15 protein-coding genes are annotated in these 13,362 nt (G+C 73.4%); 4 read left to right on the forward strand and 11 right to left on the reverse strand.

Annotated features, from left to right (window positions below):
* The first annotated feature begins 31 nt into the window (after positions 1-31).
* Both KBX43_RS25190 and KBX43_RS25195 read left to right on the forward strand, forming a co-directional pair.
* Positions 32-1,450, forward strand: a complete 1,419-nt coding sequence (locus tag KBX43_RS25190) for an ABC transporter ATP-binding protein (protein WP_064448686.1) — start codon at positions 32-34, stop codon at positions 1,448-1,450.
* Complete coding sequence (locus KBX43_RS25195; RefSeq protein WP_064448687.1) at positions 1,447-2,247, forward strand: energy-coupling factor transporter transmembrane protein EcfT; 801 nt, start codon at positions 1,447-1,449, stop codon at positions 2,245-2,247. The genes KBX43_RS25190 and KBX43_RS25195 overlap by 4 nt, the downstream gene beginning before the upstream one ends.
* Positions 2,248-2,514: 267 nt before the next feature.
* Here KBX43_RS25195 and KBX43_RS25200 read toward each other — a convergent pair whose 3' ends face one another.
* Positions 2,515-2,808, reverse strand: coding sequence for a hypothetical protein (locus KBX43_RS25200; protein WP_043329025.1), 294 nt, complete (start codon positions 2,806-2,808; stop codon positions 2,515-2,517).
* A 344-nt stretch (positions 2,809-3,152) separates the two neighbouring features.
* On the opposite strand from KBX43_RS25200, the gene gndA reads away from it, so the two are divergent.
* A complete protein-coding gene (gene gndA, locus KBX43_RS25205) occupies positions 3,153-4,595 on the forward strand; it encodes an NADP-dependent phosphogluconate dehydrogenase (RefSeq protein ID WP_210887418.1) in 1,443 nt (480 codons plus the stop codon).
* Between the two features lie 15 nt (positions 4,596-4,610).
* On the opposite strand, the gene KBX43_RS25210 is transcribed toward gndA, so the two are convergent.
* The 4 genes from KBX43_RS25210 to recO all read right to left on the reverse strand — a co-directional run bounded on the left by KBX43_RS25210 (position 4,611) and on the right by recO (position 6,895).
* Positions 4,611-4,835: a hypothetical protein gene (locus KBX43_RS25210; protein ID WP_043329023.1), complete on the reverse strand. Its 225-nt coding sequence runs from the start codon at positions 4,833-4,835 to the stop codon at positions 4,611-4,613.
* 122 nt (positions 4,836-4,957) lie between these two features.
* On the reverse strand, positions 4,958-5,143 hold the full coding sequence (locus tag KBX43_RS25215) for a hypothetical protein (protein WP_013287960.1): 186 nt from the start codon (positions 5,141-5,143) through the stop codon (positions 4,958-4,960).
* A 70-nt stretch (positions 5,144-5,213) separates the two neighbouring features.
* Entirely contained in the window at positions 5,214-6,026 is an 813-nt protein-coding gene (locus KBX43_RS25220; protein WP_043329022.1) for an isoprenyl transferase, read from the reverse strand.
* Complete coding sequence (recO, locus tag KBX43_RS25225) at positions 6,023-6,895, reverse strand: DNA repair protein RecO (protein ID WP_013287962.1); 873 nt, start codon at positions 6,893-6,895, stop codon at positions 6,023-6,025. The genes KBX43_RS25220 and recO overlap by 4 nt, the downstream gene beginning before the upstream one ends.
* Positions 6,896-6,997: 102 nt before the next feature.
* On the opposite strand from recO, the gene KBX43_RS25230 reads away from it, so the two are divergent.
* Positions 6,998-7,777 carry a DUF4097 family beta strand repeat-containing protein gene (locus KBX43_RS25230; protein ID WP_043331022.1) on the forward strand — a complete coding sequence of 260 codons (780 nt, stop codon included), beginning with the start codon at positions 6,998-7,000 and terminating at the stop codon, positions 7,775-7,777.
* Positions 7,778-7,783: 6 nt separating this feature from the next.
* On the opposite strand, the gene KBX43_RS25235 is transcribed toward KBX43_RS25230, so the two are convergent.
* The 6 genes from KBX43_RS25235 to KBX43_RS25260 form a co-directional block, all read right to left on the reverse strand.
* Positions 7,784-8,962 (reverse strand): acyltransferase, encoded by a 1,179-nt coding sequence (locus tag KBX43_RS25235; protein ID WP_064448688.1) that lies wholly within the window; start codon positions 8,960-8,962, stop codon positions 7,784-7,786.
* Positions 8,963-9,112: 150 nt separating this feature from the next.
* Positions 9,113-10,009 (reverse strand): GTPase Era, encoded by an 897-nt coding sequence (gene era, locus KBX43_RS25240; RefSeq protein ID WP_064448689.1) that lies wholly within the window; start codon positions 10,007-10,009, stop codon positions 9,113-9,115.
* Positions 10,006-10,392 carry a hypothetical protein gene (locus tag KBX43_RS25245; RefSeq protein WP_030503128.1) on the reverse strand — a complete coding sequence of 129 codons (387 nt, stop codon included), beginning with the start codon at positions 10,390-10,392 and terminating at the stop codon, positions 10,006-10,008. Before KBX43_RS25245 ends, era begins: the two co-directional genes overlap by 4 nt.
* The gene (locus KBX43_RS25250) at positions 10,385-11,794 is read right to left on the reverse strand and encodes a hemolysin family protein (RefSeq protein ID WP_210887453.1); all 1,410 of its coding nucleotides are present in this window, start codon (positions 11,792-11,794) and stop codon (positions 10,385-10,387) included. Before KBX43_RS25250 ends, KBX43_RS25245 begins: the two co-directional genes overlap by 8 nt.
* Complete coding sequence (ybeY, locus tag KBX43_RS25255) at positions 11,770-12,243, reverse strand: rRNA maturation RNase YbeY (RefSeq protein ID WP_030503126.1); 474 nt, start codon at positions 12,241-12,243, stop codon at positions 11,770-11,772. Before ybeY ends, KBX43_RS25250 begins: the two co-directional genes overlap by 25 nt.
* A gap of 38 nt (positions 12,244-12,281) precedes the next feature.
* Positions 12,282-13,340 (reverse strand): PhoH family protein, encoded by a 1,059-nt coding sequence (locus KBX43_RS25260; protein ID WP_030503125.1) that lies wholly within the window; start codon positions 13,338-13,340, stop codon positions 12,282-12,284.
* Between the last annotated feature and the right edge of the window lie 22 nt (positions 13,341-13,362).

A 13,362-nucleotide genomic window follows, 5' to 3' on the forward strand; every position in this document is an offset into this window, starting at 1 on the left:
AGGCTGGGCCGGGAGAGGGGGTGGGTGAGCGGTGAGCGGGGTGGTGCTGCGGGGGTTCGGGTGGCGGCACGGGGGACGGAAACGCTGGGCTCTGCGCGGGGTGGATCTTCGGGTGGAGAGCGGCGAGCGGGTGCTGCTGCTCGGACCCTCCGGCGCCGGTAAGAGCACGCTGCTGGCGGCGCTGGCCGGGCTGCTGCCGGAGGACTCCGGCGAGCAGGAGGGCACCGTCGAGATCGACGGGCTGGACCCGCGCAAGGCCCGCGAGCGCGTCGGCATCCTGTTCCAGGATCCGCAGACCCAGCTCGTCATGGCCCGCTCCGGCGACGACGTGGCGTTCGGGCTGGAGAACCGTGGCGTACCCGCCGGGGAGATCTGGCCCCGCGTCGACGAGGCGCTGCGCCGGGTCGGCTTCCCGTACGACCGGGACCGGCCGACCGCCGCGCTCAGCGGCGGCGAGCAGCAGCGGCTCGCCCTGGCCGGCACGCTCGCGCTGCGCCCCGGACTGCTGCTGCTGGACGAGCCCACCGCCAACCTCGACCCGGCCGGCGCCGCGCTGATCCGCCGGGCCGTCGCGAACGCGCTCGACACGGACACCACGATGGTCCTGGTGGAGCACCGGGTCACCGAGGCGCTGCCGCTGGTCGACCGCGTGGTGGTGCTGGAACCGGGCGGCGGGGTGCGCGCCGACGGGCCGCCCGCTGCGGTCTTCGCCGCGCACGGCGACGCGCTGGCCGCCGCCGGGGTGTGGGTGCCCGGCCAGGTCACGCCACCCCGGCACGCCACCACGCCGCCCGGCGACGTGCTGCTCACCGCGGAGCGGCTCGGCCTGCCGCCCCGGCTCGACCCCACCGATCTTCGAGTACGCGCCGGCGAGGCGCTCGCCGTCCTCGGCCCCAACGGGGCCGGCAAGTCGACGCTGGCGCTGCTCCTGGGCGGCCTGCTGAAACCCGGCACGGGCGGCGTCACCGCGTCGGCGGAACTGGCCGGGCGGGACGCGCGCACTCCCCCGTACCGCTGGCGGGCGCCCGCGCTGGTACGCCGGATCGGCTCGGTGTTCCAGGACCCGGAACACCAGTTCGTCACCGCCACCGTCCGCGACGAGCTGGCGCTCGGCCCGCGCCGCACCGGGCAGCCCCAGGCAGCGGTCAGCGCCACAGTGGACGCCCTGCTGGAGCGGCTGCGGCTGGACCGGCTGGCCGGCGCCAACCCGTACACCCTCTCGGGTGGCGAGGCGCGGCGGCTGAGCGTGGCGACGGCCCTGGCCACCGCGCCCCGCCTGCTGATCTGCGACGAGCCTACGTTCGGCCAGGACCGGCGCACGTGGCTGGAACTGATCGACCTGCTCGCCGAGCTGCGCGACGCCGGGCACGGCGTGGTGGCGGTGACCCACGACGAGGACTTCGTGGCCGCGCTGGCCGACCGGACGCTCACCCTGGGGGCGTCCTCGTGATCAACGTCGAACCGGTCGCCGCGCCGGGCGCTCCGCTGGCCCGGCGCAACCCGGTGGCGAAGCTGGCCGCCGCGATGGTGTTCACGCTGATCCTGGTGGCGACGCTCGATCCGGTGGCCCCGGCCGTCGCCATCGCCGTCGAACTCGCGGTGCTGCCGCTGTTCGGCGTCCGCTACCGGGTGCTGGCCCGCCGCGCCTGGCCGCTGCTCGCCGGTGCCGTCGGCATCCTGGTCACGCTTGTGCTCTTCGCGGCCGACCGTTCCGGCCCGGTGCTGCTCCAGGCCGGGCCGATCCTGGTCACCGAAGGGGTGCTCGTCACGGCGCTGGGCCTGGTGCTGCGGATGCTCGCGGTGGCGCTGCCCGGCATCGTCGTGTTCGCCACCACCGACCCGACCGACCTGGCCGACGCGCTGATCCAGAACGCGAAGGCGCCCGCCCGGTTCGCCATCGGCGCGCTGGCCGCGTTCCGGATGGTGCCGCTGCTGGAGCAGGAATGGCGGATGATCAGCATGGCCCGGCGGGCCCGCGGCGTGGACGCCGGCCGCAATCCGGTGGCGAAGCTGCGGCTGTTCGGGTCGACCGCGTTCACGCTGTTGGTGGGCGCGATCCGGCGCGGTACACGGCTCGCCGTCGCGATGGACGCCCGGGGCTTCGACGCGGGTACGCCGCGCACCGTGGCCCGCCCGCAGCGCTTCACCGGCGCGGACACGCTGCTGGTCGTGGGATCGGCCCTCCTGGCCGCCGCCGCTCTGGCGACAAGCATCGCCCTGGGCACCTTCCGCCCCCTGATCGGCTGACCCCCCTCGCCCCGCCTCGCCCCGCCCCGCCCCCGTTGATCATGAAGTTGACGGCACGGGCTGCCCGTTTTGTCGCCGCCAACTTCATGATCGACCGACGTCGGGGAAGATCTTGGTAGGAAATGGTCCCCATAGGGGCCGAAATCTTCCAAGATCTCTAGGGACACCGGCGGTGGGGGCGAGCGGCGGGAAGGAGAAACGCTGCCCGGGCAAGGACCCGGATGAGGGGCCTGCCCGGGCAGCGGGCGACGGGATCCGGCCTGCCGGTCAGCTCCGGCGGAACGCGTAGAAGCGGGTCTGGCCGGCGCGCTGGCTGCGCCCGGTGACCCGGGCCTGCCGCCCTGCCGGTGGGCCGGATCGGGGCGGCGTCGCGGGCGCGCTGGGCAGGACCGGAGTCTCCGGTGACGCCGAATGCGGCGCCGCGTCCAGGGACACGGCGGACGCCACCGGCTCCGTCGGGAGCACCACTGCGGGCGGCGCGGTGAGCGCGTCGAGCGCCGGCGCGGTCACCTGCGGCGAGGACTGTTTGCGGGACTTCTTCGGATTGCGCTTCGCGGGCATTCGCGGGCCTCCTGTCGTGCGGGCGCGCCGACCGGGACGCGCCGAGCGAGGACTCCGGCGCATTCCGATCACGACAGACACCGCGACCGACGGTGGCGGGGAAGGATGCGGACGCCCGGAGCAGGACGGGTCCACGGCACTCGCGGCGGTGGACCGGGCTCGGAGGTGGGGCGTCACATACGCATGCGGCAACGCTATCGCGCCACCGGCGAGTCCCGCAGCCGAATTAAGCCGAGGGACGTACGGCCACCCGCCGGTCACACCCTGTGGACACCGTCGCCCACATCCTCGACGGCCGCGATACGGTCGCAGCACGGCAGTACGGACGAGAGGTGGCGGTACGCATGGCAGAGCAGGCGACGGCGCAGATCGGGGTCACCGGTCTGGCGGTGATGGGCCGCAACCTGGCCCGGAACCTGGCCCGCAACGGCTTCGCCGTGGCGGTGCACAACCGGTCGCCGGAACGTACCCGCAGCCTGGTCGCGGAGCACGGCGACGAGGGTACGTTCGTGCCGTCGGAGTCGCTCGCGGACTTCGTCGGCTCGCTGGAGCGGCCCCGCGCGGTGATCGTGATGGTGAAGGCCGGCGCCCCGACCGACGCGGTGATCGACGAGCTGGTCCCGCTGCTGGAGGAGGGCGACATCGTCGTCGACTGCGGCAACGCGCACTTCGCCGACACCCGCCGCCGGGAGGAGGCGCTGCGCGCGCACGGGCTGCACTTCGTCGGTACCGGCGTGTCCGGCGGCGAGGAGGGCGCGCTGCTCGGCCCGAGCATCATGCCCGGCGGGTCGGCCGAGTCGTACCGCAAGCTGGGGCCGATCTTCTCCAAGATCGCCGCGCACGTGGACGGCGAGCCCTGCTGCCGGCACGTCGGGCCGGACGGCGCGGGCCACTTCGTGAAGATGGTGCACAACGGCATCGAGTACGCCGACATGCAGCTCATCGCCGAGGCGTACGACCTGTTGCGGGCCGGTCTGTCGGCGAGCCCGGCGGAGATCGCGGAGATCTTCCGGGAGTGGAACGGCGGCGAGCTGGGGTCGTTCCTCATCGAGATCACCGCCGACGTGCTCGGCCACACCGACGCGGCAACCGGTCAGGCGTTCGTCGACGTGGTGCTCGACCAGGCCGAGCAGAAGGGCACCGGCCGCTGGACCGTGCAGAGCGCGCTCGACCTGGGCATTCCGATCACCGGCATCGCCGAGGCCACGTTCGCCCGGTCGCTGTCCGGGCACGCCGGCCAGCGCGAGGCCGCCCGCCGGGTGTTCGCCGACGCGGGCGAGAAGTGGCAGGTGGACGACCGGGAGACGTTCGTCGAGGACGTGCGCCGCGCGCTGCTGGCCAGCAAGATCGTCGCGTACGCGCAGGGCTTCGACCACATCCGCGCCGGCAGCCGGGAGTACGACTGGAACATCGACCTGGGCGGCACGGCCACCATCTGGCGGGGTGGCTGCATCATCCGGGCCGGTTTCCTGGACCGCATCCGCGAGGCGTACGACGCGGAGCCGGACCTGGCGACGCTGCTCGTCGCGCCGTGGTTCGCCGAGCGGGTCAGCGCCGGCGTACCGGCCTGGCGACGGGTGGTGGCCGACGCGGCCCGGGCGGGCGTGCCGGCACCGGCCTTCGGGTCGTCGCTGGCCTACTTCGACGCGCTGCGGGCGCAGCGGCTGCCGGCCGCGCTGATCCAGGGGCTGCGGGACAACTTCGGCGCGCACACCTACCACCGGTTGGACCGGGACGGCTCGTTCCACACGCTCTGGGCGGGCGACCGCTCCGAAGTGGAGGCGTGAGCCCGGCCGGACACCTCACCAGGCCCGCTGGGCGTGCGGGTCGGGCGCCCAGCCGGCCGCCGGCTCGCCGGCCGCCAGTTCGCCGATCTCGCCGGAGCGGACCGCCGGGGTGTGCCCCAGTTCGGCGCACCACCGCTCGGCCAGCTCGGCGCACAGCCCGGCGACCGCGTCCCGGCGGTCCGGTTCCACCAGGTCGGCGGCGGCCAGGGCAGCAGTCATCTCGTACCGGAGATCGCGCATCCTCCACCCCCGTGGCGGGCGCGCACCCGGCGGCGCGCCCCTGCGCCGATCGTAGAGCGCAACGCCCCGCGCCCGGCGGTAAAGCCGGATGCGGGGCGTACCGGTCGGGCCGACGTCGCAGGTCAGAAGAACCGGCGACGCCTGGCCTTCTGCGGCCGGATCAGGTCGGCGCCCTTGGTCAGCAGACGGCTCACCCCGGACGGGCCGCGACGGGCCTCCAGGGTGTGGCTGAGCCGGCGCGCGCCGGCCGCCGCCAGCGGCACGGCGACCGCCATGACCGCCCACTGCGCGATCCGCTTCTGAATCATGTGGTTCACCTCCGCGTTTGCTGTCTGGAGGTATCGGTACCCAGAGCGGCGCGCCGGTAAGCCTGCCCCCTCAGGCGCCCGGGGCGACCGGGTTGGGCAGGGCGCCGCCGAAGCGGCGGTCGCGCTGGGCGTACAGCTCGCAGGCGTACCAGAGGTGGCGGCGGTCGAAGTCGGGCCAGAGCGTGTCCAGGTAGACCAGTTCGGCGTACGCGGTCTGCCAGAGCAGGAAGTTGGAGATGCGCTGCTCGCCGGAGGGGCGCAGGAACAGGTCGACCTCGGGCACCTCGGGGTGGTAGAGGTACCGCGCGACAGTCTTCTCGTTCACCTTGGCCGGGTCCAGCTTGCCGGCGGCGACGTCGCGGGCGATCCCGGCGGCGGCGTCGGCGATCTCCGCCTGGCCGCCGTAGTTGACGCAGAACTGCAGCGTCAGCGTCGAGTTGCCGCGCGACATCTCCTCGGCGGTCTGCAGCTCGGAGATGACGCTCTTCCACAGCCGGCCCGCGCGGCCCGACCAGACCACCCGTACGCCCAGGTCGACGAGCTGGTCGCGGCGGCGACGGATGACGTCGCGGTTGAAGCCCATCAGGAAGCGGACCTCGTCGGGCGAGCGCCGCCAGTTCTCGGTGGAGAACGCGTACGCCGACAGGTAGGGAATCCCCATCTCGATCGCGCCCTCGACGGTGTCGAACAGGCTGTGCTCGCCCTGCTCGTGCCCCTTGGTGCGGGGCAGGCCGCGCTCCTTGGCCCAGCGGCCGTTGCCGTCCATCACGATGGCGACGTGCCGGGGCACCGCGGCGGGCGGCAGCGCCGGCGGACGGGCCCCGGAGGGGTGCGGGGTCGGCGGGACCGGCTCGCGGCGGGTCGCCCTCGTCGATCGGATCACTCGGTCATCTCCCTGTTCACACCGGCGACGGGCCCGGCGCCGGAGCGCGGCGGGACCACATCCGGTCCCGCGCCGCCGGGCGACGGGACCGCGCCGGCCGCCGGGGCGCCCCGGTCGACCAGCGGCAGCGAGCGTAGCGCGCGTTCCAGATGCCACTGGAGGTGCGCCGCGACCAGCCCGCTGCACTCCCGGCGTACGCCGGTCTCGGCCGCGTCGGCGTACCCCCAGTCGCCGGAGGTCAGCGCGGACATCAGCTCCAGCGTGGCGGGCGCGGGGTGGGCGGCGCCGGGGGGCCGGCAGTCCGGGCAGACGGCGCCGCCGGCCGGTACGGAGAACGCGCGGTGCCGGCCCGGCTCGCCGCAGACCGCGCAGGCGGCGAGCGCCGGCGCCCAGCCGGCGAACGCCATGCCGCGCAGCAGGTACGCGTCGAGCACCAGCGTGGTGGCGTGCTCGCCGCGGGCCAGCGACTTCATCGCGCCGAGGGTGAGCTGGAACAGCCGCAGCGACGGTTCGCGCTCGACCGGGGTGAGCCGCTCGGCGGTCTCGGCGATCGCGCTGGCGGCCGTGTAGCGGGGGTAGTCGCCGAGGAACCGTTTGCCGTACAGCTCGATCGCCTCGACCTGGCTGACGGTGTGCAGCGAGCTGCCCTGGTTGCCCTTGGGGTCACCGGCGAGCTGGAGGTCGACGTGCCCGAACGGCTCCAGCCGGGCGCCGAACCGGCTCGTGGTGCGCCGCACGCCCCGGGCCACCGCGCGCAACCGGCCGTGCCGGCGGGTGAACAGCGTGATGATCCGGTCGGACTCGCCCAGCTTCTGCACACGCAGCACCACCGCGTCGTCGCGGTAGAGCTGTCGGCGGTACCCGGCCATCAGGCCATTCTCCCTCCGGGTGCGATCTCAGGGTCGGCTCGGGGTGGACCGGCGGGCGATCCCCGATGTGCCGGGCGCCGGGCCGGACCTAGTGTGCTGGCCATGGCTTCGCTCCGTACCGCGGTGGCCGCGACCGCTGCCGCCACGCTCATCGTTCTCTCCGGGTGTGACACCCTCTCGTTCCGCCGGCTCGACTACGACCACACCGAGCAGGCGAAGATCACCCGGATCACCGTGACGGAAGACGGCTCCGGGGACGTCGTGGTCCGGGCCAACGGCCCGGCCGACCAGGTACGGATCAAGCGCGTCGTCCGCTACCAGGGCGACGAGCCGACCAGCCGGTACGAGATCAAGGGCGACGAACTCGTGCTGCCCACCGACTGCGGTCACCGGTGCAGCATCTCCTGGGAGGTGACCGCGCCGCCCGGCGTGGCGGTGAAGGGCGGGACCGCCTCGGGCAACGTCGACCTGACCGAGATCGGGGCGGTGGAGTTCACGCTCAGCTCCGGCGACCTGACCATCCGGGGCGCCACCGGAGAGGTCCGCGCGTCGTCCACGTCCGGCAACATCCGGGTGGTCGAGGCGGCCCGCCCGGTGCGGTTGCGGGCCCGTTCCGGCGACATCGAGGCCCGGCGCCTCGCCTCCGCGGTCGACGCCGAGACCACCTCCGGCAACGTCGTCGTGGAACTGGACCAGCCCGCTCCGGCCCGGCTGCACGCCACCAGCGGGGACGTGGACCTGGCCGTGCCGGCCGGCCGCTACCGGGTGCGGGCCGAGGCGAGATCCGGGGACACCGACGTGACGGTGACCGACGACCCTGGCGCGTCAGTGCTGCTGGACGTCTCCGCCACCAGCGGGAACGTGACGGTCACCAGCCGCTGAGCGCGGTCAGTCGGCGGCCGGGGCGTCCCGCCGGTGGCCGCCCGCGCCCGGCGGCGGGTCGTCCGCCCGGTCCACCGCGCGGCGCGGCGACGGGATCCGGGCGCCGGCGCCCACGAGCCCGTCCTGGGCGCCGGCGGGAGCCGGGCTGGCCGGGGCGGCCGCCGCCCGCTCCGCCACGGTCCGCCGCGGCCTGCCGGGAAGCAGTTCCGGGGTACGCCGGGCGGCCACGTCCTCGACCCAGCCGACCATCAGCGTCACCACGCCGACCAGCGCGAAGACCAGCCCCACCCGCAGCCACAGGCCGACCGGGTCGCGTGGCGACCAGCCGACCAGGCCGACGAGCGGGGTGAGCGCCACCACGAACGGCATGTGCCAGAGGTAGATGGTCAGCGCGCGCCGGTTCACCACCGTCACCGCGCGGCCGAGCGCCGGCACGCGGTCTACCCAGGTCACCCCGGTCGGCGCGCGGCCGATCGCGACCAGGATGAACGCGGCCGACCAGAGCGCGTTACCGAGCGGGATGTCGTTGATGTCGTACCCGCGCGGGCCGGGATGGGTGAAGATCCAGGCCAGGCCGGCCGCGCCGACGACGGCGGCCACCGGCAGCAGCACCCGGTTGCGCATCCGGCGCAGCAGCCCGTCGTGGTGGGCGAAGCCGAGCAGCCAGGCGCCGAAGTAGAGGCCGAACTCGCGCAGCACCGTCGGCGGGTTCGCCAGGATGCCGGCCTCGATCGCGACCAGGAGCAGGTACGGCGCGGCCAGCGTGGGCAGCGGCGCCCGGCGGAACAGCCACAGCACGAACGGTGAGGCGAGCACGAACCACAGGTAGTCCCGCAGGTACCAGATCGGGCTGAGCGCCAGCCCGCCCCAGTAGTTGGCCGGTGGGTCACTGATCGGGAACAGCCAGAGCAGCACCTTCGGGCCGAACGCCAGCCCGGTGAGCAGCATGGCCGGCACGAAGACGGCGGCGACCACCCACAGCGACGGCAGCAGCCGGCGCAGCCGCCGCCCGACCGCGCCCACCCCGCTGCGGTCCAGCGACGCGGCCATCAGCGACCCGGCCAGGGCGAACATCACCGACATCGCCGGGAACACCAGCGTGAGCGTGGCGTAGCCGGTGACGTGGTACGTGACGACTCGGAGGATGGCCAGGAAGCGCAGCAGGTCCAGATAGCGGTTTCGCATCAGCTCGCGGCGGGGTCCGGGGGCAGAGACAATGGTCCCTACCCTGCTCCCGGACACCTCGAAACAACCACAGACGCCTATGAAAAGTGAGATGTCCCATAGGCCTGACTGATCCTGATCACCCGTCGCCGAGCACGCCCGGCCGAGGGCTCAGAAGCCGAGCTTGCGCAGCTGCTTCGGGTCGCGTTGCCAGTCCTTCGCCACCCGTACGTGCAGGTCGAGGTAGACCCGGGTGCCGAGCAGTTCCTCGATCTGCCGCCGGGCGGTGGTGCCGACGTGCTTGAGGCGGCTGCCCCGGTGGCCGATGACGATGGCCTTCTGGCTCGACCGCTCGACGTACACGTCGGCGTAGATCTTGGTGAGGTTGCCCTCCGGGATCATCTCCTCGACCACCACCGCGATGGAGTGCGGCAGCTCGTCGCGTACGCCCTCCAGCGCCGCCTCGCGGACCAGCTCCGCCACCAGGACCTGCTCCGGGTCGTCGGTGAGCATGTCGTCCGGGTAGAGCTGCGGCGAGGGCGGCAGGTAGCCGGTCATCACGTCCACGAGCGTGTCGACCTGGTGCCCGGAGACCGCGCTGACCGGCACCACGGCAGCGAACTCGCCCAGCTCGCTGACCGCGAGCAACTGCTCGGCCAGCCGCTTCTTGTCCACCAGGTCGGTCTTCGTCACCACCGCCAGCACGGTGGCCTTCAGGCTCGCCAGCTCGCCGGTGATGAAACGGTCGCCCCGGCCGACCGGCTCGTTCGCCGGCACGCACAGGCCGATCACGTCGACCTCGCTCCACGTCTCCCGGACCAGGTCGTTGAGGCGCTCCCCCAGCAGCGTGCGGGGGCGGTGCAGGCCCGGGGTGTCGACCAGCACGAGCTGCGAGTCCGGCCGGTGCAGCACCGCCCGGATGATGTGCCGGGTGGTCTGCGGCTTGTTCGAGGTGATCGCGATCTTGGTGCCGACGATCGCGTTCGTGAGCGTCGACTTGCCGGCGTTCGGCCGCCCAACGAAACAGGCGAAACCGGCCCGGTAGGGACGCGCCTCAGGCGTGGTCACTCGACCACCGTGCCGAGCACGGCGCCGTCCGGCGCGGCCACGTGGATCGGCGCGTCGGCGGACAGGTCACGCACCGCCGCGTGCCCCGCCCCGTCCAGCGTCGACGCCTCGGTCACCACCACAGCGGCCTCCAGCCGGCTCGCGCCCGCCGCCACCGCCGAGGCGACAGCCAGCTGGAGCGCGGTGAGCGTCAACGACGGCAGCGCCACGCTCGCCGCCGCGTACGTCCGGCCGTCCTGGTCGCGGACCGCGGCGCCCTCCACTGCCGCCACCCGGCCCCGCGCGCCCCGGGCCAGCACGACGAGCTTGGCGTCCTCGGCGCTCAGCTCGGCCGGATCGGCCGGGGTGGGCAGGGCGGCGGGCACGGCGGGTGTCTCAGGCATCGGCGGATTGCCTCTCCTCGGAACGGTTGTTGTCGCCACGGGAATCGGGCGGGTCGTTTCGGTTCGCGCCCTCCGGCGCGTCGCCCCGGTCGACGCGGCTCACCAGAACCGTGTCGATCCGGTTGCGCCGGCCGGTGGTGCCCTCGGCCATCAACCGCAGGCCGGCCACCTCGGCCTCGGCGCCCGGGATGGGCACCCGGCCGAGCGCCTGCGCCAGCAGGCCACCGACCGTCTCCACCTCGTCGGTGGGCAGCGCGGTGTCGAACAGCTCGCCCAGATTCTCCACCGGCAGCCGCGCGGTCACCCGCACGGCCCCGTCCGGCAGATGCTCGACCGGCGGGCGCTCGACATCGTACTCGTCGGTGATCTCCCCGACGATCTCCTCCAGGATGTCCTCGATGGTGACCAGCCCGCCGGTGCCGCCGTACTCGTCGACGACGATGACCAGGTGGTTGCGGGCCGCCTGCATCTCCGAGAGCAGGTCGTCCACCGGCTTGGACTCCGGCACGAACGTGGCCGGGCGCATCAGCTCGGCCACCGGCATCTGCCGGGCCGCCTGGTCGCCCTGCACCCGCCGGATCAGGTCCTTGAGGTAGAGCACGCCGAGCACGTCGTCGACGTTCTCGCCGATCACCGGGATGCGGCTGAACCCGGAGCGCAGGAACAACGCCAGCGCCTGGGCGAGCGTCTTGCGCTCCTCGATCCACACCATCTCGGTACGCGGCACCATCACCTCGCGCGCGATGGTGTCGCCGAGCGCGAAGACCGAGTGGATCATCTGGCGCTCGCCGTGCTCCACCACGCCGCGCTGCTCGGCCAGGTCGACCAGTTCCCGCAGCTCCACCTGGGTCGCGAACGGCCCCTCGCGGAAGCCCTTGCCCGGGGTGACCGCGTTGCCGATCAGGATCAGCAGCGACGCCAGCGGGTTGAGCGCGCGGCCCAGCCAGCGCACCAGCGGCGCGACCGCCCGGCCGACCGCGTACGCGTGCTGGCGGCCGATCGTGCGCGGCCCGACCCCGACCACCACGAAGCTCACCACCGTCATCGCGCCGGCGGTCACCAGCGCCGCCCGCCAGCCCGCGCCGAACGTGTCCACAGCCACCAGCGCGACCAGCGTGGTGGCGGTCAGCTCGGCCAGCAGCCGCAGCAGGAGCAGCAGGTTCAGATGGCGGACCACGTCACCGGCGACCACCTGCAGGGCCCGCCCGCCGCGCGCCCCGTCCCGGGTCAGCTCCGCGGCGCGGGCCGGGGAGACCGCTGCGAGCGCCGCCTCGGTCATCGCGATCAGGCCGGCGAGGACCACCAGCCCGGCGGCGAAGACCAGGAGTTGAAGATCGGGCAGGCCGGCGGGCGCGCGGACCGCCGCCAAGGTGTCCATCACCGCGACCGGGTCGACCGCCAGCTGGCCAGCAGCCGGGCCTGGAGACCGAACATCTCCCGCTCCTCCTCGGGCTCGGCGTGGTCGTAGCCGAGCAGGTGCAGCACGCCGTGCACGGTGAGCAGGTGCAGCTCGTCGGCCGCCGAGTGCCCGGCCACGGCGGCCTGCTTGGCCGCCACCTCCGGACAGAGCACGATGTCGCCGAGCAGGGCCGGCTCACCGCCGGCCGGGGCGCTCTCGCCCGGGCCGTGGTCGACGCTGCCCTCGTCCATGGGGAAGGCGAGCACGTCGGTCGGGCCGTCGCCGCCCATCCAGCGGTGGTTCAGCTCCGACATGTACTCGATGTCGACGAGCAGCACGGACAGCTCGGCGAGGGGGTTGACCCCCATCTCGTCGAGGGCGTGCCGCGCGACGGCGAGCACGGCGTCGGTGTCGACCTCGACACCCGACTCGTTGGCGATCTCGATGGACAACTGTCTTCCTCTGATGGTGTGACGGCTTGCGCCGGTGGTCAGCGGCGCCGGCCGGCCCGGCCGCCCTGGGCGGTCCGCCCGGGTACGGCGTGCACGCTCTGGGCCTGCTGGTTCTCCCGCTCGGCGTCCCAGCGGGCGTACGCGTCGACGATCTCACCCACCAGCTTGTGGCGGACCACGTCGGAGCTGGAGAGCTGGGCGAAGTGCACGTCCTCGACGTTGTTCAGGATCTCCCGGACCACGCGCAGGCCGCTGGTCGTCCCGCCGGGAAGGTCCACCTGGGTGACGTCACCGGTGACGACGATCTTGGAGCCGAAGCCGAGCCGGGTGAGGAACATCTTCATCTGCTCGGGCGTGGTGTTCTGCGCCTCGTCCAGGATGATGAACGCGTCATTAAGCGTGCGGCCCCTCATGTATGCCAGCGGCGCGACCTCGATCGTCCCGGCGGCCATCAGCTTCGGGATGGTCTCCGGGTCGAGCATGTCGTGCAGCGCGTCGTAGAGCGGGCGCAGGTAGGGGTCGATCTTCTCGTTCAGGGTGCCGGGCAGGAAGCCCAGCCGCTCCCCCGCCTCGACCGCCGGGCGGGTCAGGATGATCCGGTTGACCTGCTTGGCCTGCAGCGCCTGCACTGCCTTCGCCATCGCGAGGTAGGTCTTGCCGGTGCCGGCCGGGCCGATCCCGAAGACGATGGTGTGCGCGTCGATCGCGTCGACGTACTTCTTCTGCCCGAGCGTCTTGGGACGGATGGTGCGGCCGCGCCGGGAGAGGATGTTGAGCGTCAGAACCTCGGCGGGCCGCTCGGCACCGCCCTGCTCGAGCATGCCGACGGTACGCCGTACCGCGTCTGTGGTCAGGGTCTCGCCTTTCTCGATCAGTTCGAGCAGCTCACTGAAGAGACGCTCGGCGAGGGCGTTGTCGGCGGGCGCGCCGGTGATGGTGATCTCGTTGCCGCGCACGTGGACGTCGCTGTTGACCGAACGCTCGACGAGTCGCAGGATCTCGTCGCCCGCGCCGAGCAGGTTCACCATGATCTTCTGGTCTCCGACCGTGATCCTGGTCTGCACGCGCGGCGTGCCGGGAGGTGGGGTGCCGGTCATAGGTCGGGCCGTCGGGCCCTGC

The sequence above is a fragment of the Micromonospora sp. C41 genome, from assembly GCF_018070485.1.
Taxonomy (GTDB): Bacteria; Actinomycetota; Actinomycetes; order Mycobacteriales; family Micromonosporaceae; genus Micromonospora; species Micromonospora chalcea.

Excerpts from the sequence above, each read along its gene's own strand:
- gndA (WP_210887418.1), top strand. The coding sequence starts at position 3,153 with ATGGCAGAGCAGGCGACGGCGCAGATCGGGGTCACCGGTCTGGCGGTG.
- KBX43_RS25235 (WP_064448688.1), bottom strand. The coding sequence starts at position 8,962 with ATGCGAAACCGCTATCTGGACCTGCTGCGCTTCCTGGCCATCCTCCGA.
- KBX43_RS25210 (WP_043329023.1), bottom strand. The coding sequence starts at position 4,835 with ATGCGCGATCTCCGGTACGAGATGACTGCTGCCCTGGCCGCCGCCGAC.
- KBX43_RS25230 (WP_043331022.1), top strand. The coding sequence starts at position 6,998 with ATGGCTTCGCTCCGTACCGCGGTGGCCGCGACCGCTGCCGCCACGCTC.
- KBX43_RS25260 (WP_030503125.1), bottom strand. The coding sequence starts at position 13,340 with ATGACCGGCACCCCACCTCCCGGCACGCCGCGCGTGCAGACCAGGATC.
- KBX43_RS25245 (WP_030503128.1), bottom strand. The coding sequence starts at position 10,392 with ATGCCTGAGACACCCGCCGTGCCCGCCGCCCTGCCCACCCCGGCCGAT.
- KBX43_RS25215 (WP_013287960.1), bottom strand. The coding sequence starts at position 5,143 with ATGATTCAGAAGCGGATCGCGCAGTGGGCGGTCATGGCGGTCGCCGTG.
- recO (WP_013287962.1), bottom strand. The coding sequence starts at position 6,895 with ATGGCCGGGTACCGCCGACAGCTCTACCGCGACGACGCGGTGGTGCTG.
- KBX43_RS25200 (WP_043329025.1), bottom strand. The coding sequence starts at position 2,808 with ATGCCCGCGAAGCGCAATCCGAAGAAGTCCCGCAAACAGTCCTCGCCG.